This window comes from Allomuricauda sp. d1 (assembly GCF_039592695.1).
Lineage (GTDB): Bacteria > Bacteroidota > Bacteroidia > Flavobacteriales > Flavobacteriaceae > Flagellimonas_A.
In genome coordinates, this window is sequence record NZ_JBBUTK010000004.1 from 47,802 (window position 1) to 68,378 (window position 20,577).

Annotated in this window: 25 protein-coding genes; 15 read left to right on the forward strand and 10 right to left on the reverse strand. The window is 41.6% G+C overall.

From position 1 onward, the window contains the following. Window positions 1-3 precede the first annotated feature (3 nt). Window positions 4-624: a recombination mediator RecR gene (gene recR / locus AAAH86_RS14725; RefSeq protein WP_343488428.1), complete on the reverse strand. Its 621-nt coding sequence runs from the start codon at window positions 622-624 to the stop codon at window positions 4-6. A 67-nt stretch (window positions 625-691) separates the two neighbouring features. On the opposite strand from recR, the gene AAAH86_RS14730 reads away from it, so the two are divergent. The 7 genes from AAAH86_RS14730 (at window position 692) to AAAH86_RS14760 (ending at window position 5,221) form a co-directional block, all read left to right on the forward strand. Continuing rightward, entirely contained in the window at window positions 692-2,158 is a 1,467-nt protein-coding gene (locus AAAH86_RS14730; protein WP_343488429.1) for a sodium:solute symporter, read from the forward strand. A gap of 1 nt (window position 2,159) precedes the next feature. After that, window positions 2,160-2,516: a DoxX family protein gene (locus AAAH86_RS14735; protein ID WP_343488430.1), complete on the forward strand. Its 357-nt coding sequence runs from the start codon at window positions 2,160-2,162 to the stop codon at window positions 2,514-2,516. A 3-nt stretch (window positions 2,517-2,519) separates the two neighbouring features. Then, window positions 2,520-2,945 carry a helix-turn-helix transcriptional regulator gene (locus tag AAAH86_RS14740; protein WP_343488431.1) on the forward strand — a complete coding sequence of 142 codons (426 nt, stop codon included), beginning with the start codon at window positions 2,520-2,522 and terminating at the stop codon, window positions 2,943-2,945. A 43-nt stretch (window positions 2,946-2,988) separates the two neighbouring features. Beyond that, complete coding sequence (locus AAAH86_RS14745; RefSeq protein ID WP_343488432.1) at window positions 2,989-3,555, forward strand: DUF4199 domain-containing protein; 567 nt, start codon at window positions 2,989-2,991, stop codon at window positions 3,553-3,555. Continuing rightward, window positions 3,552-3,890: a DUF1801 domain-containing protein gene (locus tag AAAH86_RS14750; protein ID WP_343488433.1), complete on the forward strand. Its 339-nt coding sequence runs from the start codon at window positions 3,552-3,554 to the stop codon at window positions 3,888-3,890. Before AAAH86_RS14745 ends, AAAH86_RS14750 begins: the two co-directional genes overlap by 4 nt. A gap of 39 nt (window positions 3,891-3,929) precedes the next feature. Beyond that, window positions 3,930-4,400: an SRPBCC domain-containing protein gene (locus AAAH86_RS14755; RefSeq protein ID WP_343488434.1), complete on the forward strand. Its 471-nt coding sequence runs from the start codon at window positions 3,930-3,932 to the stop codon at window positions 4,398-4,400. A gap of 194 nt (window positions 4,401-4,594) precedes the next feature. Next, the gene (locus AAAH86_RS14760) at window positions 4,595-5,221 is read left to right on the forward strand and encodes an MBL fold metallo-hydrolase (protein ID WP_343488435.1); all 627 of its coding nucleotides are present in this window, start codon (window positions 4,595-4,597) and stop codon (window positions 5,219-5,221) included. Between the two features lie 26 nt (window positions 5,222-5,247). On the opposite strand, the gene AAAH86_RS14765 is transcribed toward AAAH86_RS14760, so the two are convergent. From AAAH86_RS14765 to AAAH86_RS14775, 3 genes are all read right to left on the reverse strand, one after another. Further along, window positions 5,248-5,607 (reverse strand): CoA-binding protein, encoded by a 360-nt coding sequence (locus AAAH86_RS14765; RefSeq protein ID WP_343488436.1) that lies wholly within the window; start codon window positions 5,605-5,607, stop codon window positions 5,248-5,250. A gap of 369 nt (window positions 5,608-5,976) precedes the next feature. Further along, window positions 5,977-6,528 (reverse strand): pyridoxamine 5'-phosphate oxidase family protein, encoded by a 552-nt coding sequence (locus tag AAAH86_RS14770; RefSeq protein ID WP_343488437.1) that lies wholly within the window; start codon window positions 6,526-6,528, stop codon window positions 5,977-5,979. Beyond that, window positions 6,529-7,536 carry a beta-ketoacyl-ACP synthase III gene (locus AAAH86_RS14775; RefSeq protein ID WP_343488438.1) on the reverse strand — a complete coding sequence of 336 codons (1,008 nt, stop codon included), beginning with the start codon at window positions 7,534-7,536 and terminating at the stop codon, window positions 6,529-6,531. Between the two features lie 203 nt (window positions 7,537-7,739). On the opposite strand from AAAH86_RS14775, the gene AAAH86_RS14780 reads away from it, so the two are divergent. After that, complete coding sequence (locus AAAH86_RS14780) at window positions 7,740-10,193, forward strand: prolyl oligopeptidase family serine peptidase (protein ID WP_343488440.1); 2,454 nt, start codon at window positions 7,740-7,742, stop codon at window positions 10,191-10,193. A 3-nt stretch (window positions 10,194-10,196) separates the two neighbouring features. Here the strand turns inward: AAAH86_RS14780 and AAAH86_RS14785 are convergent, their stop codons facing one another. Further along, window positions 10,197-11,513: an AarF/UbiB family protein gene (locus AAAH86_RS14785; RefSeq protein WP_343488441.1), complete on the reverse strand. Its 1,317-nt coding sequence runs from the start codon at window positions 11,511-11,513 to the stop codon at window positions 10,197-10,199. Window positions 11,514-11,516: 3 nt separating this feature from the next. Next, window positions 11,517-12,176, reverse strand: a complete 660-nt coding sequence (locus tag AAAH86_RS14790; protein ID WP_343488443.1) for a TetR family transcriptional regulator C-terminal domain-containing protein — start codon at window positions 12,174-12,176, stop codon at window positions 11,517-11,519. 389 nt (window positions 12,177-12,565) lie between these two features. Between AAAH86_RS14790 and htpG the strand changes: the two genes are divergently transcribed. Both htpG and AAAH86_RS14800 read left to right on the forward strand, forming a co-directional pair. Next, window positions 12,566-14,455 (forward strand): molecular chaperone HtpG, encoded by a 1,890-nt coding sequence (gene htpG, locus AAAH86_RS14795; RefSeq protein ID WP_343488444.1) that lies wholly within the window; start codon window positions 12,566-12,568, stop codon window positions 14,453-14,455. Between the two features lie 85 nt (window positions 14,456-14,540). Next, entirely contained in the window at window positions 14,541-14,900 is a 360-nt protein-coding gene (locus AAAH86_RS14800; protein ID WP_343488445.1) for a MauE/DoxX family redox-associated membrane protein, read from the forward strand. Window positions 14,901-15,059: 159 nt separating this feature from the next. Here the strand turns inward: AAAH86_RS14800 and AAAH86_RS14805 are convergent, their stop codons facing one another. Further along, window positions 15,060-15,467 carry a hypothetical protein gene (locus tag AAAH86_RS14805; protein ID WP_343488446.1) on the reverse strand — a complete coding sequence of 136 codons (408 nt, stop codon included), beginning with the start codon at window positions 15,465-15,467 and terminating at the stop codon, window positions 15,060-15,062. Beyond that, a complete protein-coding gene (locus tag AAAH86_RS14810) occupies window positions 15,460-16,038 on the reverse strand; it encodes a sigma-70 family RNA polymerase sigma factor (RefSeq protein WP_343488447.1) in 579 nt (192 codons plus the stop codon). The genes AAAH86_RS14805 and AAAH86_RS14810 overlap by 8 nt, the downstream gene beginning before the upstream one ends. A 119-nt stretch (window positions 16,039-16,157) precedes the next feature. On the opposite strand from AAAH86_RS14810, the gene AAAH86_RS14815 reads away from it, so the two are divergent. Together AAAH86_RS14815 and AAAH86_RS14820 are read left to right on the forward strand one after the other, a co-directional pair. Beyond that, window positions 16,158-16,505 carry a DUF6249 domain-containing protein gene (locus AAAH86_RS14815; RefSeq protein WP_343488449.1) on the forward strand — a complete coding sequence of 116 codons (348 nt, stop codon included), beginning with the start codon at window positions 16,158-16,160 and terminating at the stop codon, window positions 16,503-16,505. 68 nt (window positions 16,506-16,573) lie between these two features. Next, entirely contained in the window at window positions 16,574-17,209 is a 636-nt protein-coding gene (locus AAAH86_RS14820) for an MOSC domain-containing protein (RefSeq protein WP_343488450.1), read from the forward strand. 56 nt (window positions 17,210-17,265) lie between these two features. On the opposite strand, the gene AAAH86_RS14825 is transcribed toward AAAH86_RS14820, so the two are convergent. Further along, a complete protein-coding gene (locus tag AAAH86_RS14825) occupies window positions 17,266-17,637 on the reverse strand; it encodes a hypothetical protein (RefSeq protein WP_343488451.1) in 372 nt (123 codons plus the stop codon). 211 nt (window positions 17,638-17,848) lie between these two features. On the opposite strand from AAAH86_RS14825, the gene AAAH86_RS14830 reads away from it, so the two are divergent. From AAAH86_RS14830 to AAAH86_RS14840, 3 genes are all read left to right on the forward strand, one after another. Further along, window positions 17,849-18,727: an AraC family transcriptional regulator gene (locus AAAH86_RS14830; protein WP_343488453.1), complete on the forward strand. Its 879-nt coding sequence runs from the start codon at window positions 17,849-17,851 to the stop codon at window positions 18,725-18,727. Continuing rightward, window positions 18,727-19,320 (forward strand): alpha-ketoglutarate-dependent dioxygenase AlkB, encoded by a 594-nt coding sequence (locus AAAH86_RS14835; protein WP_343488455.1) that lies wholly within the window; start codon window positions 18,727-18,729, stop codon window positions 19,318-19,320. The genes AAAH86_RS14830 and AAAH86_RS14835 overlap by 1 nt, the downstream gene beginning before the upstream one ends. Before the next feature lie 127 nt (window positions 19,321-19,447). Beyond that, the gene (locus AAAH86_RS14840) at window positions 19,448-19,726 is read left to right on the forward strand and encodes a TIGR03643 family protein (protein WP_343488456.1); all 279 of its coding nucleotides are present in this window, start codon (window positions 19,448-19,450) and stop codon (window positions 19,724-19,726) included. Between the two features lies 1 nt (window position 19,727). Here the strand turns inward: AAAH86_RS14840 and AAAH86_RS14845 are convergent, their stop codons facing one another. Continuing rightward, entirely contained in the window at window positions 19,728-20,501 is a 774-nt protein-coding gene (locus AAAH86_RS14845; protein ID WP_343488457.1) for a S1/P1 nuclease, read from the reverse strand. Window positions 20,502-20,577 lie beyond the last annotated feature (76 nt).

Here is a 20,577-nt window from a genome sequence, read left to right on the forward strand (position 1 = left end):
TCATCAGCTTGCCTTGATGGAACTTTCAAACGGCACGCGGTTCAAAATACTGCGGCCCAAGGTAACCTCATCGGCATATTCGAGTTCATCGCCCACCGAGATACCACGGGCAATGGTCGAGGTCTGTACCTCTAAACCTTCCAACTGTTTGTAAATGTAAAAGTTGGTGGTATCACCTTCCATCGTTGAGCTCAAAGCAAAAATCAGTTCCCGAACGCCACCCGCCCTGATTTTATCAACCAAGGTGGCAATATTCAGTTCTTGTGGCCCCACGCCTTCCATCGGTGAAATCTTTCCGCCCAAAACATGGTAGAGTCCGTTGTATTGCGACGTGTTCTCTATGGCCATCACATCACGGATGTCCTCCACTACACAGATCAGACTTTGGTCACGCTTGGAGCTGGCACAAATCTCACAGATTTCGGTGTCAGAGATATTATGGCAACTTTTGCAGAAGTTGACCTCCTCACGCAGTTTTGACAGTGCAGCTGCCAAATGCTGGGTCTGGCCCTCAGGTTGTTTCAATAAGTGCAACACCAATCGAAGCGCCGTTCGCCTACCGATACCTGGCAATTGACTCATTTCGTACACTGCGTTTTCCAACAGTTTTGATGAAAATTCCATACCGAACAAAATTACGATTTTACATTGATGAAATTGTATTTTGTACTTTGCATGGCAAATTTTCTGCATGTCGCCAACACAAATACTTTTATTGATAGCAGCATACTTCTTGGTGCTATTGCTGATTTCTTATTTTACGGGCAAGAACGATTCAAACGCCGATTTCTTTAAAGCAGGTCGGCAATCGCCATGGTATCTGGTTGCCTTTGGCATGGTCGGGGCTTCCCTTTCGGGGGTCACCTTTATCTCTGTGCCGGGCTGGGTCGAAGCTTCAGAGTTCAGCTATATGCAGGTGGTTTTGGGCTACCTCGTAGGGTATTTTGTGGTTGCCTTTGTGTTGTTGCCGATTTACTATCGGCTCAATTTGACCTCTATCTACGAATACCTGTTAGACCGTTTTGGGCCCACCAGCCATAAAACTGGGGCTTTTTTCTTTTTTATCTCACGTGTGTTGGGTGCTGCTTTTCGTCTTTTTTTGGTCGCCATTGTGCTGCAACAGTTTGTGTTTGACGATTTTGGAGTTCCGTTTGAGATAACGGTAATCATATCGATTCTGTTGATATGGATCTATACCGCTCGAGGCGGAATCAAAACCATTGTTTGGACGGACACCCTACAGACGCTCTTTATGATTTTGGCCGTTATTTTGAGCATCATTTTCATCAACCGTGAATTGGATTGGACCTTTGGTGAATTTCTGGCCTCCCCAGAGCTGAAACAATACAACAAATTTCTCTTTACGGAAGATTTTTTGGCCCGCAACCACTTTCTGAAATCTTTTGTTGGGGGCATGTTCATCACCATTTGCATGACAGGATTGGACCAAGACATGATGCAAAAGAACCTCACCTGTAAAAACTTGAAGGATGCCCAAACAAATATGGTCTCGTTCAGCTTTGTGCTTGTAGGGGTCACCTATTTGTTCATGTTGCTGGGGGTCTTGCTCTTTATTTATGCCGAAAAAAACAGCATTGCCGTACCGCTGATGGATGGCGCCCCAAAGACCGATTTGCTCTTCCCGGAGATTGCGCTGAACAGTGGCTTGGGCATTACATTGGCCATAACCTTTATGTTGGGGCTCATTGCAGCAGCATACAGCAGTGCCGACAGCGCGCTTACTTCTTTGACCACTTCGTTCTGTATTGATTTTATGGATTTGGAAAAACGCCCCGGAGCTGACCAAAAGAAACTGCGAAAACGCACCCATGTCGCCATGAGCGTGCTGCTGGTCGTAGTCATCATCATTTTTAAATATGTGCTGAGCCGAAACGTCATTGATGGGTTGTTGACCGTTGCGGGCTACACCTACGGGCCACTCTTGGGCCTTTTTGCTTTTGGTATTTTTACCAAGCATAAAATTATGGATACCTATGTATGGCTTGTCGCCCTATTGTCTGTGGGCATTACGGCCGCCCTTGCCAACATACCAACCCCCTATTTGGGTGGTTATGTGTTGGGGTATGAGCTATTGCCGTTGAACGGATTGTTGACATTTTTAGGGTTGTGGCTGATTCGAACAACTAAAACAGCTTGAAATGAAAATCACCTATTGGGCATCGACCATCATCATCGCACTTTTTCTTTTATGGAGCGCCTATACCTACCTATTTCAAAAAGCGGTCATTGATGGGGTACGCGAATTGGGTTTCCCCGATTTTTTCAGAATTCAGCTTGCCGCTCTTAAAATCATTGCAGTAGTGCTGCTGCTTTTGCCCAACGCACCTCTGTATGCCAAAGAATGGGCCTATGCCGGTGTTGGGCTATTTTTGTTGACCGCCTTGGTGGCCCATATTGCCCATAAAGATTCTGTGGGCATTTCAATGCTGCTTGTTTTATTGTTTGTTGTACTTATCGTTTCACGTGTGTATTTGCAAAAAACAGCAATGGTGTAAAAGATGGACTTTATCAAGAAAAATAAACTTTTGGTTTTCTTAACACTGCTTGTAACAGCAGGAGTGCTGATTTTTAATGTATTCCATTATTCTGCCAGTTATGGAATAGTGGAAATAAACAATATAAATTCGCTGCTGTTGGTACCCTTTATCCTCTTGGTCTGTGGACTCGGAATGGCCCTGGGTGCGAACAAGAATGCAGACGAAATCGAAAGTGCATATCAAAAACGACTTTCAGAACGGGAGCAACAAGTGATTGAACTCATTTGTTCAGGTAAAAAGAATCAAGATATCGCAGATGAGCTTTATGTCGACATCACGACCATCAAGAGCCATATCAATAAAATCTACAAAAAGACAGGCTTGAAAAATCGAAAAGAGTTGCGATTTCATGGTAAAAAAGTCTTAGAAAAAGTTGGAACCGAGTAAATCCACCCTATTTTCCAACCGTTCTAAGTTGTATACTGCTAAAATGTCTTTGAATTTAGCTGAAATTGAAAAAGAAATGGCAAAATTAAAGACACCCATAGTTCATGGATTTGTAGTTGCCCTAGCTGGCAGCGTGCTGATGCTGATACTCATAGCACTCAGATTGATTGGCCCCAAGGCAATAGTTTTGGAAACGGAAATGACAGGGGGGACCATCCTCTTTTTGATGTTGTATCTTTTCTTGCTTTTTGCGATTTACTTCGCCATCAAGAAAAAGAAGGATGCACTAGGACGAAGCATTAAATTTAAAGAGGCAGCAATACAGGGTCTTACGGTCAGTATAGCAACGGCAGTTTTCAGTGTTATTTTTACTGTTATCTTTTATGAACTACTGTATCCGACCTATGTTGCCGAAACTATCGATGCACTCAAAATAAAAATGGAGATTACGGGGGTTCCTGAAGACAAACTCAATGAAAAACTTGAAGAAAGAAAGGCCTATTTGAGTACATCATCACAAAGCCTGTATTCATTTGTAGGAAACTTGATAACGGGTGTGGCATTCACGTTGTTGTTGAGTTTCTTCCTCAAATCCAGCACGAAGAAATGAACTACAACAACCAAATATCAGAATATATAGCCAAAGCATCTGAGCAGCAAATAGCTATACTTGATGAACTAAGGGAGCTCGTGCATACCTCGGTACAGAATGTCAATGAAGAATTGAAATGGAAAATGCCCGTGTTCAATAATGGAAAGGACTTTGCCTATCTGCGGTTTGCAAAAAAACACATTACATTAGGGTTTTACAACATTGAAAAGCTAAAAGATCCAAACAATTTATTGGAAGGAAAAGGCAATACCTTAAAACATATTAAAATCAACTCTTTGGATGCAAATCTTAAGAAGCAAATCGCTAAATGGTTAGAAGAAATAACTGAGTAAATATCAGTCATCAATAGAAAAAAGGTATAAACCGCGTATATGGAAGAAAAAATCTTTAGAAATCCGGATCTTTCAAATCGATTACTTGAATTGGTGGTTAAGAAAAATATGAAAAGTACTCCAAGTACTTTGTTTAAAGCATGGACGCAGGAATTTGAAACTTGGTTTGCAGCGCCTGGCACCGTAATAATGGAGGGGCAAGTCAATACAACCTTTTTTTTCGAGACTGAATATAAATTTGAAGCATCCCAAAAAGCACAAAGAGAACCACATTACGGACGGTTTTTAAGAATCAAGGAAAATGAATTGGTTGAACTGACTTGGATAACTGGGCCAAATGGAACAAAAGGTGCAGAAACAGTTGTAAAAGTAACGTTTGAACCACTCAATAGGGGAACTGATTTGACACTGACACATTCTGGTTTTTTGGACGAAGAATCAAAAAATCAGCACAAAGAAGCTTGGCCAGAAGTATTAAAACAAATGGATGAAAAATACGATAGCAGATAACAAATGTGTCTTTTGAAATTTGAGGAAATGTTTTCCGAGATTTTCGTTTAAAAAAAATCAATGATTAAGGTATTGGATAAAATCAACACTTGGATACTCTTAGCAGGATAAACAGTAATGGTACGTTGAGTTTAAAGAACATGAAAATGATTTTACAAACAGTGTGTATTTTTCTCCTTCTCAGTTCTTGTAACATGCAAAAGGAATCTATTTATAAAAAATTGCAACCGAACATCTATGAAATCAACAACCAATATTTCTATGGTGAAAAGGTTCACACCTATCTCATTGAACTTGAAGACACCGTGTTGCTTTTTGATATTCCTACCTATTCCATAGCTGTAAGGAAATTCATCACTTCATTCAATAAACCTGTGGCCGCAATACTATCCCATGGTTCTTGTGGAATTTCCGATGGAACCAAATGGCAGAGTGAAATAGGGCTTGTGGTTTATGCTCACAAAGCAGACACCAAACATCCTTGGTTGCGAATGAAACCCGATGTTTTCTTTACTGAGATACCCATATTCGGAGATAATATCCAAGTCATTCACACCCCGGGACACAGCGACGGAGCAATTTGTTTGTTAGAAAAAACATCAAAATCACTTTTTACGGGAGACACTTTTTATGGTGATAAAATGGGCGGAATAAGGGATTTCACCGATGAAATTCCTGCGGACTATGAAAATCCTTCAGAAAGGATAAAAAGCTGTAAAAAACTTTTGAATTATGATTTTGAGAATGTTTATCCATTCCATTATGAGATAATAGAAGAAAATGCGAAGGAAAAGTTGACTGAGTATCTGATAAAATTGTGAAAATATATCTCCATGAATCTGGATGCTCAATACTGCCCTGTACCCAGCAACACCAGTGTACAAGCGACCTCAACCTCGATGTTGTTTTCTTTTAAGATTTCGTAAAATTCGGGGTTCTCGGTACCGGGGTTAAAAATGACCCGTCGAGGTTTCAAGTTGATAATGGCATCATAGTATTCTTTTTGGTGCTGGGGGCCCAAATACAGCGTTATTGTATCAATATCGTTAAAAGTATCCAGGTCTTGGGTTACTGAAATTCCTGCGACATTTCCTTCGCGCAATCCAAAAGCAACCGTATCTTTGTGATGTGCCACCAATCGCTGTATTGCCAGATTACTATAACGATGTGGCTTCAGTGATGCCCCAAAAACCAATGTCTTGCCCATAATGTTAATACTAGTGTTAAACTGGCACAAAGATTGTAACTATTTCGAAAAAAAGCCGTCTTTTAGAAAATAGAAAAGCATATATCATTGGTAAGCCTGTATTTTTATAGTTAATGGTTAGTGTTTAGTATAGCTTATCAATGAACTGTCCCGACAGCCAGCTTTGGCCGTCGGGACTTCTTTTTTTCATCATGACAGTTAATTAGCGTTGGTTTCGTAACATAAGTGCTGATTCAACGTCAAACGAATAACAGCAATTGCAATAACACCAACAGCCAAACAATCATTTATTGATGTGCCTTAAATGGAATTTTGGTTGGTTAGTTCCTTTGAGGTCTATCAAGAAACCCTGACGTTCCCCATGGGAAGTCAGGGTTGTTTTTTTAATATGCCTGTCTCCTTTCCGTCTAGGCTCAAGGTGTTTTTTTCTTCCCAGTACTCCCTTAAACCATCGGGACCTTTATCTTCGGCCCATTGCACAAGACTCGTACGCTGCTCTTTATAAACCATTAAAGGAACCCCCATACCACAAGAGGTCTGCACAAGTTCAACTTTCATGTCAATAAGTTGCCTACTGCCAGCTATTTCAGGAAAGAGCGAAATATGTTCTTCCCAAAAAACATCATAGTCATGGTAGACTTCGGCAGTACCATAAAGACGTAAAATCATGGGAGGGCCTTCAAAAGCGCAAAACATAATGGTCATTCTACCATCGTTTGCCAAATGGGTACCGGTTTCATTTCCACTTCCGGTGAGATTTAGCCAAAGTACTCTATTTTCGTTCATAATCTTGAACGAATCCAATCCTTTTGGAGATAGATTGATGCATCCATCCTTCATGGCAGTGGCCACAAAAAATAGTTGTTGTTGCTCAATAAAGGAAATCTGTCGTGATGTTAGTTTTGATGCTCTTTTTCCCATTTACCAACGAATCACCACACTGCCCCATGTAAAACCACTACCAAAAGCGGCCAAGACCACCAAATCGCCTTCTTTGACCTTGCCTTGTTCCCAAGCTTCGGTCAATGCGATGGGAATGGATGCAGCAGTTGTGTTGCCGTAACTCATAATATTGTTGAAGATATGGTCGTCTGCCAACCCAAGTTTGTTCTGAATGAACTGTGAGATACGCAGATTGGCTTGATGCGGCACCAATAAATCGATATCAGAGGGTTTCAATCCGTTTGTTTGAAGGCCTTCCATAATGACCTCGCTGAACCGCACCACTGCATTTTTGAATACAAACTGGCCGTTCATGTGGGGATAGTACGAGGTATCTTCCTTGTCTTTATCCTCTAAAATATCGGTCACCCATCGCTTGCCCATGCCCGGTGCAATCAAAGAAAGTTCTTCGGCATGCTGTCCTTCAGAATGAAGATGTGACGACAGAATACCTTTTGTGGTATCTTCTTCCCTGCTCAAAATGGCCGCCCCGGCACCATCACCAAAAATGACGGATACCGCACGCCCACGGGTGGTCATATCCAATCCGTAGGAATGAATTTCTGAACCTATGACCAAAACATGTTTGTACGTGCCACTTTTGATATACTGGTCGGCAATTGAAAGCGCGTACACAAATCCGGAACATTGGTTACGCACATCCAACGCTCCAACGGTTTTGATGCCCAAGTCGCGCTGCACCAAAACCCCAGGGCCTGGAAAGTAGTAATCCGGGCTCAAGGTGGCAAAAATGATAAAATCAACATCGTCTTTATCAATGCCTGCCCGTTCTATGGCAATTTTCGCTGCCGCAACACCCATGGATGTGGTGGTATCCTTTCCTTTTTTCGCATGACGGCGTTCTTTGATCCCGGTTCGTTCCTGTATCCATTCATCACTGGTATCCATGATTTTTGACAGGTCGTCATTGGTCACCACACTGTCGGGCACATGATACCCCAAACCGGTAATTCTAGAGTTGTACATAATTTAAAGTATTGCGGATTTCAAAAAAAATCGCTGTAATCAAATGGAAAAGTAAAAAATTATATTGGTAGCGCTAGCAAATAATTGAAAATTCGATATGTCACTAGACTTCATGAACAATGTGACAATTGGCACTATTTTTTCAATGCGATCATGTATTTTTATGTGCTTCGATAGTCGAATTCACTAAAAAACCGAATATCATGAAAAAAATACCCTTGATTCTCTTTCTGCTCCTTATGATTACAGGGTTTTCACAAGAAAACCTATCCTACCAAAAACCTTCAAAAGAAATTTTAGATTTGGTCGATGCGCCTTTGGCACCTTCCGTTTTGATGACCGACGACGGAAAATACATGGTCTTTCTCTATCGCGATTATTATAAAAGCATTGAAGAACTCTCCGAGACAGAACTTCGATTGGCAGGCCTTCGCATCAATCCAAAAACGAACATAGGCAGCCGCACCAATTACTACAACAACATCAAATTGAAAAAAGTTGGCGATGGTGAAGCCATGCAGGTCAACAATATGCCCGAAAACCCTAGACTTGCAAATTTTAGCTGGTCTCCGGACCAATCGAAGATTGCGGTCACCAACACCACAGCAGAGGGTGTTGAAGTCTGGGTATTGGATTTGGCCCAAGCACAATTGAGCAAATTGACCGATGCTAATGTCAATGCCAATATGCGAGATGTCATCAATTGGTTCAAAGATGGCCAATCCATTTTGGTGAAAATGCTTCCCAATGACCGAAAAGAATTGATTGATGTTGCCGAAGCCGTTCCGGTTGGGCCGACCATCTCGACCAACAATGGTAAAAAAGCGCAGAATCGAACATATCAAGATCTATTGAAAAATCCCAATGACGAATTCAATTTTGAACAATTGGCACAATCAGAATTGTACAAGGTCAATCTTGACGGGTCAAAATCAAAATGGTTGGATGCCGCTATGTACAGTACCATCAGTTTTTCGCCAGATGGCAATTACGTACTGGTGACCAATGTCAAGAAGCCATTCTCGTATCTGGTTCCCTATTACCGATTTCCAGCTACAACGACCATCTATAACAGTCAGGGAGATTTGGTTTCATCACTTTTGGAAGTGCCCCTTATTGAAGACCTCCCCAAAGGGTTTATGGCGGTACGCATGGGCATACGAGAGGTTTCATGGCGAAACGATAAACCAGCTTCCATTGTGTATGCCGAAGCTTTGGATGAGGGCGACCCCGAAAAAGAGACCGAGTATCGAGACGAGGTATTTCAGTTGGATGCCCCTTTCAGCGATAAAGCCAAAAGTTTGTTGAAATTGAAGAACAGGTACTACCGAATTGAATGGGGCAATGACGAAACTGCAATTGCCCATGATTATTGGTGGAATGATCGAAATACCAAAAGCTATCTTTTTGATCCCTCAGATGCATCAGAACAACCAAAAATCATAGCAGACAGAAATTATCAAGATGTCTACAGCGACCCCGGAGATTTTGTGACCAAAAGAAACAACTACGGCGTCGAGGTTTTGGCATTGGATGGCAACAATGCCTACTTATTGGGGGATGGATTTACGGAGGATGGCCAGTTTCCGTTTGTGGATAAAATGGATTTGGCCTCGCTTGAAAAAACACGTTTGTACACCTCTAAAATTGAGGGCAAGAAAGAAAACCTCTTGAATTATGATGTTCAAGAGGATAAGCTTCTGGTACGTATTGAATCGCCCAGTGAGTACCCCAACTATTATCACAAGAGCCTGATAAAGAGAAAAGGCCCGGTTCAACTCACTGATTTTGAAAACCCATTCAAAAGTCTGCAAGACGTTCATAAAGAAGTGATTACCTATAAAAGGGATGATGGGCTCGAACTCAGTGGAACCCTATACTTGCCCATTGGTTATGACAAGGCCAAAAAAGAGAAAAAGCCCATGATTTTATGGGCATATCCGAGGGAATACAAGGATAAGAACAGTGCTTCACAAAACACCCAAAACCCCAACGAGTTTACCTATCCACATTGGGGGTCGCCTATTTTTTGGGTCACCAAAGGTTATGTGGTTCTTGACGATGCGGCCTTTCCGATTATTGGTGAGGGCGACGAACAGCCCAATGACACGTTTAGAAGCCAATTAGTGGCCAACGCCAAAGCGGCCATAGATGCGGTCGATGCCATGGGATATATCGATAGGGACAGGGTTGCCGTCGGAGGCCACAGTTATGGGGCATTTATGGTGGCCAACCTGCTCTCGCACTCTGACTTGTTTGCAGCGGGAATTGCCCGAAGTGGGGCCTACAACCGAACCTTGACACCATTTGGCTTTCAAAGCGAAGAACGAAATTATTGGGAGGCTCCAGAAGTCTATTATACCATGTCGCCGTTTATGCATGCCGATAAAATGAACACACCATTGCTTTTGGTACATGGGGAAGCTGACAACAATTCAGGCACCTACCCCATGCAGAGTGAACGCTATTTCAATGCCTTGAAAGGATTGGGGGCTACGGTCAGATTGGTGATGTTGCCCAAAGAGAGCCATGGGTATCGTGCCAAAGAAAGCATTCTACACCTGCTTTGGGAGCAGGACCAGTGGTTGGAAAAGTTTGTGAAGCAAAAAGAAGACGACTCACAGCTCGAACTTGAAGAACCAATGAGAAAAGATTAGGTGTCAATCCGCCACTAAGTATTGTTGGAAGTCGTTCACGATAATCTTGGCTTTTAGGTCGTGTAGCAAATTGTACAGCCCAAAAAAGGTTCTGTTCATATACAAGAAATGCTTGGAGCCCCGACTACCGTTCATTTTTCTGATTTGCTGGTCGTTGGAATACCGTTCGCTCAAATCAGCGATTTTGGCCCAAAAAGTGTCGTCACCAAAATCAAAGGTGTCTTCATTGAAGGGTGAGGTGAACAGTGTCAGCATCTCTTTAAAGAGCTCAAAAAAGAATTGAAGTTCCTGCTCAGAATCGGTCGGAGTCAATATTTCAAGCTCATAGAGTTTTTGCGTAAAAACCTCGTCATTGTTGATGTTCTCCTTTTTGGCCAATTCAAAATAGGGCACATAGAATTCATCGGGAATTTCTTTGATGCATCCAAAATCAATGGCAATCAACTCTTCATGTTTGTTCACCAAGAAGTTGCCGGGGTGTGGGTCGGCATGCACTTTTCGAAGTCCGTGGATTTGGTACATGTAAAAATTCCAGAGGGCTTGACCCAATTCGTTTCCGGTCTCTTGTAAAAAATTGGTTTGGGTGAATTCACTCAGATGTTGACCTTTCATCCAATCCATCGTAATGATACGTTCGCTGGAAAGCTCAGGATAATATTTTGGGAATTTGATATTCGGAATCACTTCACAGGCTTCGGTGATTTCTTTGCTTTGCTGTAATTCGAGAAGATAGTTTGTTTCTTCAATCAATTTACCTTCAACTTCCTTAAAGTACTTATCTGAATCTTTGCCCTGTAAATTGAACATGCGGATGGCAATGGGCTTTACCAGCGCCAAATCGCTGCTGATACTCTGCGCCACACCTGGATATTGTATTTTCACTGCCAATTCTTTACCCTCCTTTTTGGCTTTGTGCACTTGCCCAATACTTGCGGCATTTACCGAGTCGCGCTCAAATGAATCGAATAGTTCTTCAGGATACTTGCCTTGGTACTTTTTAAAGGTCTTTCGAACCAAAGGTGCAGAAAGCGGGGGAACGGAAAACTGCGAAAGCGAAAACTTTTCCACATAGGCGCGGGGCAGCAAATTCTTCTCCATGCTCAACATTTGGGCTACTTTCAAGGCACTACCCTTCAAGCTTTTGAGTCCGTCATAGATATCGCTGGCATTATCCTCATTGAGCTCGTCTTTGTTCAATTCGGGGTTGACCAGTTTTTTGCTGTAATATTTGACATAGTTGCCCCCTATTTTCACACCGGTCTTAACCAGTTTACCAGCGCGTTCGATTTTTCCGGTGGGAATTCTGTCTAACGTCTTCATCGGCTAGGCGAAAGTTTCTTTGTAAAGAAATTTGCCAAAGTCTACGAGACTGTCCAGCGGAGTGTTATCAAAGACATCGAAAATAGTAGTGACCGACTTTTCAATGGCCAAATCGGTCTTTTCAAATCCGGGCGAAGCGTCATTCATCCAAAAACGGAGCAAAAACAAAAATTGCACCCAAGCACCTTCGGAAAATATGGCCGGACTCTGTTTTGTGATTCGCAGCGTTTTCTCTTCATTCGTCTCTTCGACCAATTCAGCAGCAAAGTCTTTGACTTTTTTTCTGAGCCCTTTTAACTGGCCCAAATTTTCGAACTGGTTCTTGTGTTCTCTCAAGGTGAACAGCACATAGCTGCGATTCAAGGTCAGCAATTCAAAAAATGAGAAAAAGAACGACAGCATTTTCTCTTTGTTGCCGTACGTCGCATACTCTTCATTTTTGTTGAGTGCCGTAATGGTATTGTCGTAAAACTTGTTCCAGATAGCTTGGCGCAATGTTTCAAAAGAGCCAAAGAACCGGTAGAACTCTTCTTCTTTTATGTTGTTGGCCTTACAAAATTTATAAATGGATTTTGGCCTTGTTTCGTGTTCAAGAACATAATCCATGTAAATGGAAATAATCTTATCGTCTGTAATAGGAGTTTTCTTTGTTTTTGTGGCCATAATGAACTTTTTTCAAAATTAGTTTAAGGCTGTTGAAATTGCTGTTAAAGGCTTGATAATCTTTAAAAAGAAAACGTGCCTTCTGGCAAAGGCACGTTCTCAACAACCTAACCAATAAATAAACAAACTGTTGTAGAAAATCTTTCTCATAGCAACATTCTACAACAATCAAAAATACAATATTGTTTAATCTTTTTTTCAAAAAATTAAACAATATTTTGTTAAATTTTAATGTCCCAATGGATGATGTTCATGGTGTCAGTTTGTCACTTTTTTAAGAATGGTACTTTTTTTGACTTATTGGTTTTTGAAAATATTAAAGTGTAACGTTTAAGATTTCCGCCTCCCGATAGCTATCGAGAGCGGGAATGACAAAAAGAGCAAAATATATGGCAACAGGAAAAATCAACGTATCAGTCGATAACATCTTTCCGTTAATCAAAAAGTTCTTGTACAGCGATCACGAAATCTTTCTTCGTGAGCTGATTTCAAATGCCACCGATGCGACCTTGAAATTGAAACATTTGACCTCCATCGGTGAAGCGAAGGTCGAGTATGGAAATCCCATTATCGAGGTCAAGGTGGATAAAAAGAAGAAAGAAATCCGCATCATTGACCAAGGTATCGGTATGACCGAAGAAGAGGTCAAAAAGTACATTAACGAGGTGGCCTTTTCGGGTGCCGAGGAGTTTTTGGACAAATACAAGGATGCTGGCAAAGATGCCGGAATCATTGGCCATTTTGGCCTTGGTTTTTACTCAGCTTTTATGGTGGCCGATAAGGTGGAAATCATCACCAAAAGTTATAAAGATGAACCTGCCGTGCATTGGATTTGTGATGGTTCGCCTGAATTCTCACTGAAAAAAGCCAAAAAGGAAGAAAGGGGCACAGAAATCATTCTGCACATCGCCGATGATGAAAAAGAGTTCCTGGAAGGATCAAAAATTCGTGAGCTGCTCAAGAAGTACAACAAGTTCATGCCCATTCCGATTAAATTTGGAACCAGAACCGAGACACTTCCAAAACCAGAAGATGCCAAAGAAGATGATCCGGCACCGACCAAAGAAGTTGATGACATCATCAACAATCCGAATCCGGCTTGGACAAAGAAGCCAACCGATTTGGAAGAGGAAGATTACAAGAATTTCTACCGAGAGCTTTACCCGATGCAGTTTGAAGAGCCACTCTTCAATATCCATCTGAATGTTGACTATCCGTTCAACTTGACCGGTATTCTCTACTTTCCGAAGTTGACCAACGACCTCAACATTCAGAAAGACCGAATTCAACTCTATCAAAACCAAGTGTTTGTCACCGACAACGTTGAGGGCATCGTGCCTGAATTTTTGACCATGCTACGGGGTGTCATCGATTCGCCCGACATTCCCCTGAATGTTTCCCGTTCGTACCTGCAGGCTGATGGAGCGGTAAAGAAAATATCCTCTTACATCACCAAAAAGGTAGCTGACAAATTGAACTCACTGTTTAAGAACAACCGTGAGGATTTTGAGAAAAAATGGAACGACATCAAGGTCGTCATTGAATACGGAATGCTTTCTGAGGACAAATTCTTCGAAAAAGCTGAAAAGTTTGCGTTGTATCCAACAGTAGATGGCGAGTATTTGACCTTTGAAGAACTGGAGACCAAAATCAAGGACAGCCAGACCGACAAGGATGACAAAATAGTGATTCTGTATGCTTCGGATAAAGAAGCGCAACACAGCTACATTGAAGCTGCAAAAGCCAAAAATTACACAGTGTTGTTGATGGATTCGCCCATTGTTCCGCATTTGATGCAGAAATTAGAGACCGCCAAAGAGAAAATTTCCTTTGCCCGTGTGGATGCTGACCACATTGACAACCTCATCAAAAAAGAGGATACGACCATCTCTAAACTTTCTGATGAGGAAAAGGAAAAACTGAAAGGCGAGGTTGAAAAGGTGATTGGCGAGAAAAGCCAATATACAGTTCAATTGGAGGCGATGGACAGCTCAGCACAACCCTTTATCATCACCGAACCCGAGTTTATGCGCCGTATGAAAGACATGCAACAGACCGGGGGCGGCGGTATGTTCGGTATGGGCAACATGCCCGATATGTTCAATCTTGTTGTGAACACCAACCACGAATTGGTCAGTGATATCTTAAACACCAAAACTGCCAAGAAGCGTGAACGATTAATCAATCAATCGCTCGATTTGGCACGGCTGTCAAAAGGATTGCTCAAAGGTGAAGAACTCACCAACTTTATCACCCGTAGCTATGAGATGATAAAATAAATTGGTACTGATTTCATATAAGAAAATAGAAAACCGTCTGGTCATAATCTGAAAACCAGACGGTTTTTATTTTTATTTTAGCCTTGTGAGCTACCCTTGGCACCTATACCTCATGGCCGGAATGTACATCGTTGCAGGAATCATGCATTTTGTCAAACCCAAAGCCTATATGCGAATCATGCCCAACTATCTGCCCAACCACAAACAGTTGGTCCATCTCAGTGGTGCTGTGGAAATTTTATTGGGAATCGGTCTATGCTTTCCGATGACAAAGGATTTATCCATCTATGGCATCATAGTGATGCTCGCCATTTTTCTTATGGTGCATTTTTATATGTTATCGGGTGAAAAGGCATCCGCTGGCATTCCAAAATGGATTCTGATTTTACGTATTCCGCTGCAATTTGGGTTGATGTATTGGGCCTATTGGTATCTTCAATTCTAGAGACTGTTTTGAAATATGTGATTGAAATTTATTATAGGCTTTTTTTGATGCAGAACGAGGCAAAATTTGGAGGCATAGCTGGGCTATGGCTGAAAATTTTAACGAAGTTGTGCGCAAAAAGGGACATAAGAAAACAATTGATATATTTAAAAACAGTCTCTAAGCCAATCGTTTGTCTAAATAGCCTTTCAGTAGTGTGATTTGAATGAAGAGCATAAATCCAAAAGCGACTATTCCATATAACATCGTATTTGAAACCGGGATACTAAACTCAGGAAATGAGATTTTATTTGTCCAGTCCATCGCAACTGGCATGTCCAACCATCCTGACGAAGTCAGATCTGCCTTGGTAGAGAAGAAAGCAATAATGAAGACCAAGAGTACGAATAAGCCAACCAATATCGATTTTGAAATGATGGGCCTATATTCAATGTTCAATACCCTTTTTTCAGCCTTAATTTGATGCATCACCTTTTCGGTAAAATCTGGTGATGGGCTCTCTAAGTTTATATCTTTAAATGCCGTATCGAACAGTTTTTCAAGTGAGTCTTCTGTATTCTTATCCATAATTTCTCAATATTTCAGGTTCGATATGATTAACCAAAACCGTTGCGAATTTTTTTCTTGCCCTATGCAGTCTTACTTTGATAGTGTTGGCCGATAAGTCAATGATTTTTTCCAGCTCCTTTAGATTTTTATCTTCAAAATAGAACAAAGTCAACAAGCCTGCATCCTCTTCTGGTAGGTATCTTAAACAAGATTTAATGATTTCTTCGCGTTCTTTCAAAAGCATACCATCCAATGCATTGTGCAAGGTAGCTATTTGATGTTGTTGAACTTCTACCAATTCTTGCTCTAAAAATCTTTTCTTGCTCTTTTTCAGTCTATCCAAGCAAGTGTTATAGGTTATTCTATAAATCCATGTTGAAAATTTTGAATCCCCCTTGAACTTCTTCAATGATTTATACACTTTCACGAAGGTGTCTTGGCTCACTTCTTCGGCTTCCTCTTGATTTTTGAGCATCCTAAGTGCCAATGAAAACACCAGATTTTTGTGTGCATCAACCACTTTGGTGAATGCATGGGTGTCTCCGTTAACAATTTGACTGATCAGCTTTGCTTCGTCGTTGGTTGTCATTTATAGGTTTGACGGTAAAAAGTGTTTTTTGGTTACACAATTCCCCGAAATGTAACCTAGCTTCTAAAAATGTCGTCATATCTAGAAAACAAGATAATAATCAAATAAAACGAACAATTATGGGATCTGAAGTTATTATTGTACCGATTATGTTTGGCGTACTTTTCGCAATTGCTTACCTCTACTTTTCAACACGCAATAAAGAAAGGTTGGCATTGATCGAAAAAGGAGCAGATGCCAGCATTTTTGTGAAGGGAAGAAGAACCGCAGCACCAATCTGGAAAATACTTCTTCTAAATCTTGCTTTGCTATTGATCGGTATTGGGGTGGGCATATTCATCGCTTCATTTTTGGAGAATTTGGGCGTAGATGATGAAGTCGCTTACCCAGGCACTATTTTCTTACTTGCAGGTGTTGGCCTGTTCACTGGTTTTACGATGACCAAAAAGCTGGATAAAGAAGAATAGACCCAATACTGCAATATATTGACCAAATAAACTGCTGTTTTCAACAGCGGTTTATTTATTTTTAAGGCATGAAGGTCATTTCTACCAACATTGGCAAGCCCACCACTGTGCCTTGGCGTGGAAGGGAGATACAGACGGGTATTTTCAAATATCCCGTTAAGAAATCCATTTTTTTACAAAAAGAAGATGTGAAACACGATGCCGTCATCGACAGAAAACACCATGGCGGCGAATTCAAAGCATGCTATCTTTTTGGCGCGGATTATTATGGGTATTGGAAAGAAAAATACCCCAAACTGGACTGGAATTGGGGCATGTTCGGTGAAAATCTGACCGTTGAGGGTCTTGATGAGAATCAATTGTGCGTTGGAGACATCTTTAAAGTCGGTACGGCCAACGTACAGGTAACCGAACCCCGACAGCCCTGTTACAAATTGGGCATTCGCTTCGGCACCCAAAAAATACTCAAAGAGTTCATTGATTTTGGCCATTCGGGCACTTATGTGCGCATTCTAGAGGAAGGCCATGTAAAAGAGGGGGATAAACTGAAGCTACATGAAAAATCAGTATCCCCATTGACAGTACAGCAATACAACGAGTTGGTCAACAGCAGAAAAAAAGATGCATCAATACTTAGATTGGCGTTAGAAAATGACAGCATCAGAAAAGAAAAACGGGAACAACTGAAAAAATTATTGCATTAAAAAACCCCGATCCCGATAGCTATCAGGACCGGGGCCACCTATCAAATTAACTAAACTTACTTTACTTCCACTTTTTCGGTGAACTTTTTGTTGTCATCGATGACCACCACAGTGTAATAGTCTTTGTAGGCTTTTTCGAAATTGAACGCCTTTTCAATGATCAAACTGTTCTCAAAGGTTTCTTTGTACACGATGCGACCATTACTGTCATACACTTTTACAGTGACCTTTTCTTGGTCAAGGTTCAACAAGTTCATGTAAAGCTTGTCTCCTTTTTTCATGAAGGTAGGATCTACATCAACATCGATGATGTTTTTGACCACTTCATCTGAATTGTTTCCTTTCTTGTCGGCCGGTCCGTTTGCAAAACTTGCTAGTGAAACTGATAATATGGCCATTACTGTTGAAATCTTCATTGCTTTTTTCATAACTTTTTGTTTTATGTGATTAAAAAATTACACTGCAAACATACCTCGCATTGTTCTGTACTACTACCACAGAATTTTCCGGTTTCTGTGCTTTATTAACCAAATATGCATGTTAGAAAATCGTTAATGGTAATTCAGCATATTTTTTGGTTAATTTTGCATAGATGTAAGAATTTTCACTGGTGTAATTTTACGTAAGAATTGCGACTGAATGAGCATGAATACAAAACCTGCATTTGAAGCCATAGAACCGACCTTTGGGCACTCGTATTCGTATCAAAAATTTGATGAGAATCGTGAGAACACCAATTTGGGATGGCATTTTCATCCTGAAATAGAATTGGTCTATGTGAACGGTGGTTCTGGCAAGAGACAGATCGGCAGCCATGTTTCGTATTTCAGAAATGGGGACTTAATCCTCATTGGCTCCAACCTGCCACACTGTGGATTTACCGATAAACTCACCGGCAATAAAAGTGAGACGGTAATCCAAATGAAGACGGATTTTCTGGGGAATGACTTTTTCAACATCCCCGAAATGAAAAAAATCCAAGATTTGTTTGAAGTGGCCAAAAGCGGTATCGCCTTTCATGGCAAGACCAAGAAAAAAGTAGGCGAAAAAATGGAAGTCTTGGAATACCAGAGTGATTTTCAACGATTGCTCTCCATTCTGAACATTTTGAACGAGTTGGGCGGCTCAGAAGAGTTCACCGTGCTGAATGCCGAGGGCTTTTCAATGAAGACCGAAGTGAAAGACAATGACCGCATCAATGTTATTTTCAATCACGTCAAAACACATTTTAAAGAGGAAATCGGTTTGGATGAGATGGCCGACCTGGCCAGCATGACGGTACCTTCTTTTTGTAGGTACTTCAAAAAAATTACCAATAAGACCTTCACACAATTTGTGAATGAATATCGTTTGGTGCATGCTTCCAAACTGTTGGCTGAACAAAAAATGAGCATTACCGAGGTCTGTTTTGCAAGTGGATTCAACAACTTTTCGCACTTCAACAAATCGTTCAAGGCCTTTACGGGGCAAAATCCCTCAGAATACCGCAACCAATTGAAAACGGTGTTGCAATCTTGATGCTGTTTCCAGAAAAAACAACACTACAATTGCCGGATGCGGATATTGGTTACTATCCCAATTTCATCCCCAAAGAAAAAGCGGATTTTTATTTTGGGGAATTCCGCAGGAACATTCCTTGGCAGCAGGATGATATCACCGTTTTTGGAAAGACCTACGCCCAACCGCGATTGACGGCTTTATTCGGAAACAACGGGAAGCCCTACTCCTACTCTAACATCACCATGCGGCCTCATGAATTTACCCCAGCGCTGTTGGAAATCAAATCGAACATTGAAAATATCTGCGACGCCAACTTCACCACTTGCCTATTGAACCTGTACCGTGACGGAAGGGACAGTAACGGTTGGCATGCCGATGACGAAAAAGAACTTGGGCAAAATCCGGTAATCGCTTCCGTTTCTTTGGGGCACGAACGTTTTTTTCACCTTCGGTATAAAAGAAACAAAGGCCTAAAGCAAAAATTGTTGTTGCAGCATGGCAGCCTTTTGTTGATGCAGGGGACGACCCAACACTACTGGCAACACCAAATACCAAAAACCGAAAAACCCGTTGGGCCTCGAATCAATTTGACATTTCGGGTAATCAATTAAGTTCAAACACAAGTGTCAAATTCAAAATCAAAATAGTTCCCTTGATTACTCCATCAACCGGCATCAAGCATCCGACACCGAGCACAAACCCGTTATTCTTAAATCTATTCCCTAATTTTATGCTGACATGGAACAAAACTTCACCGAACGCGAGCTCGACAGAATCGTCGAGATGGCCTGGGAAGACCGTACCCCTTTTGAGGCCATTACCTTTCAATTTGGCATTTCAGAACAAGAGACCATCGAAATCATGCGGCGAGAGATGAAACCTGGTAGCTTCAGAATGTGGCGCGAACGGGTTCAGGGTAGAAAGACCAAACATGCCAAACTACGTTCTGAGGATGTGGACACTTTTAAAAGTTCACGCCAAAAACATATTTCGGGGAATAAGATTTCAAAACGTTGATTTAGTCAAAAAGGTCGTTCAACACCTTTGCCAATCGCAATCCCCCAACATGCAGCTGTTGCAGCAGCATCGGATTGTAATTATAGCTGTATTGATAGCCCAGTTTTTCACCGACTTCGACCGATGCGTAGAGTTCTGTGGCCAAATCTTGTGATTCTTCGACCCATTTATAAACAGTACCTTCTTGAATATGCTTGATTTCCTTTTTCGAGAGTTTGGGCATCGTTTCGGCAAGCTCTGAGTACGACATTCCATAGGAATCAATCAAATTCTTGTCCCACAATCGGTGCAGGTTCGTGCCTTCGTCGAACCAGCGCACCTGAAGGTCGTTGCCGCCCCTATCTTCCAGTCGGCCTACGTGCATGGGCTGGTGTAGGTCGCCAACCAAGTGTACCAGCATTTTTAGGTAAAAAACCTTGTCGGCACGGGGGCTGTTTTCGTTCTGAATGATCTCAACACATTTTTGGATGCCTATCACCACGTCGCCTTGGGGGCTGGGTTCCACATCAGTGTATTTTTTGTCGGAAGGATAGTTCACATAATGCCACGGACTGAACTCGGCAAAGCTTCTGTCAGCTTTGATTTCGTCGGCAAAATTGGCCACAAAGGCCAGATTATGGCCATCCAAAAGTTCAGCAATGGCCTTTTCAGCTTTTCGGGTCAAATGCTTTTGGGCAATGGCGCCAATGGCACGGTGCCCCGTTTTTGACCAGACCACTTCATTGGCAACCACTATTTGGCCACATAACAAGAACAAACATATCCATTTTACCATGCCATGGGATTTGGCGTAAAAATAAGGCCATTGCCGTTACCAAAATGTTAAGCCTTGAGCTATTTTTGGCCAATAA

Excerpts from the sequence above, each read along its gene's own strand:
- AAAH86_RS14830 (WP_343488453.1), top strand. The coding sequence starts at position 17,849 with ATGAGCATGAATACAAAACCTGCATTTGAAGCCATAGAACCGACCTTT.
- AAAH86_RS14740 (WP_343488431.1), top strand. The coding sequence starts at position 2,520 with ATGGACTTTATCAAGAAAAATAAACTTTTGGTTTTCTTAACACTGCTT.
- AAAH86_RS14820 (WP_343488450.1), top strand. The coding sequence starts at position 16,574 with ATGAAGGTCATTTCTACCAACATTGGCAAGCCCACCACTGTGCCTTGG.
- AAAH86_RS14840 (WP_343488456.1), top strand. The coding sequence starts at position 19,448 with ATGGAACAAAACTTCACCGAACGCGAGCTCGACAGAATCGTCGAGATG.
- AAAH86_RS14735 (WP_343488430.1), top strand. The coding sequence starts at position 2,160 with ATGAAAATCACCTATTGGGCATCGACCATCATCATCGCACTTTTTCTT.
- AAAH86_RS14755 (WP_343488434.1), top strand. The coding sequence starts at position 3,930 with ATGGAAGAAAAAATCTTTAGAAATCCGGATCTTTCAAATCGATTACTT.
- AAAH86_RS14815 (WP_343488449.1), top strand. The coding sequence starts at position 16,158 with ATGGGATCTGAAGTTATTATTGTACCGATTATGTTTGGCGTACTTTTC.
- AAAH86_RS14805 (WP_343488446.1), bottom strand. The coding sequence starts at position 15,467 with ATGGATAAGAATACAGAAGACTCACTTGAAAAACTGTTCGATACGGCA.
- AAAH86_RS14785 (WP_343488441.1), bottom strand. The coding sequence starts at position 11,513 with ATGAAGACGTTAGACAGAATTCCCACCGGAAAAATCGAACGCGCTGGT.
- AAAH86_RS14770 (WP_343488437.1), bottom strand. The coding sequence starts at position 6,528 with ATGGGAAAAAGAGCATCAAAACTAACATCACGACAGATTTCCTTTATT.
- AAAH86_RS14775 (WP_343488438.1), bottom strand. The coding sequence starts at position 7,536 with ATGTACAACTCTAGAATTACCGGTTTGGGGTATCATGTGCCCGACAGT.
- AAAH86_RS14845 (WP_343488457.1), bottom strand. The coding sequence starts at position 20,501 with ATGGTAAAATGGATATGTTTGTTCTTGTTATGTGGCCAAATAGTGGTT.
- AAAH86_RS14750 (WP_343488433.1), top strand. The coding sequence starts at position 3,552 with ATGAACTACAACAACCAAATATCAGAATATATAGCCAAAGCATCTGAG.
- AAAH86_RS14835 (WP_343488455.1), top strand. The coding sequence starts at position 18,727 with ATGCTGTTTCCAGAAAAAACAACACTACAATTGCCGGATGCGGATATT.
- AAAH86_RS14810 (WP_343488447.1), bottom strand. The coding sequence starts at position 16,038 with ATGACAACCAACGACGAAGCAAAGCTGATCAGTCAAATTGTTAACGGA.
- AAAH86_RS14765 (WP_343488436.1), bottom strand. The coding sequence starts at position 5,607 with ATGGGCAAGACATTGGTTTTTGGGGCATCACTGAAGCCACATCGTTAT.
- AAAH86_RS14790 (WP_343488443.1), bottom strand. The coding sequence starts at position 12,176 with ATGGCCACAAAAACAAAGAAAACTCCTATTACAGACGATAAGATTATT.
- htpG (WP_343488444.1), top strand. The coding sequence starts at position 12,566 with ATGGCAACAGGAAAAATCAACGTATCAGTCGATAACATCTTTCCGTTA.
- AAAH86_RS14825 (WP_343488451.1), bottom strand. The coding sequence starts at position 17,637 with ATGAAAAAAGCAATGAAGATTTCAACAGTAATGGCCATATTATCAGTT.
- AAAH86_RS14780 (WP_343488440.1), top strand. The coding sequence starts at position 7,740 with ATGAAAAAAATACCCTTGATTCTCTTTCTGCTCCTTATGATTACAGGG.
- recR (WP_343488428.1), bottom strand. The coding sequence starts at position 624 with ATGGAATTTTCATCAAAACTGTTGGAAAACGCAGTGTACGAAATGAGT.
- AAAH86_RS14730 (WP_343488429.1), top strand. The coding sequence starts at position 692 with ATGTCGCCAACACAAATACTTTTATTGATAGCAGCATACTTCTTGGTG.
- AAAH86_RS14760 (WP_343488435.1), top strand. The coding sequence starts at position 4,595 with ATGCAAAAGGAATCTATTTATAAAAAATTGCAACCGAACATCTATGAA.
- AAAH86_RS14745 (WP_343488432.1), top strand. The coding sequence starts at position 2,989 with ATGTCTTTGAATTTAGCTGAAATTGAAAAAGAAATGGCAAAATTAAAG.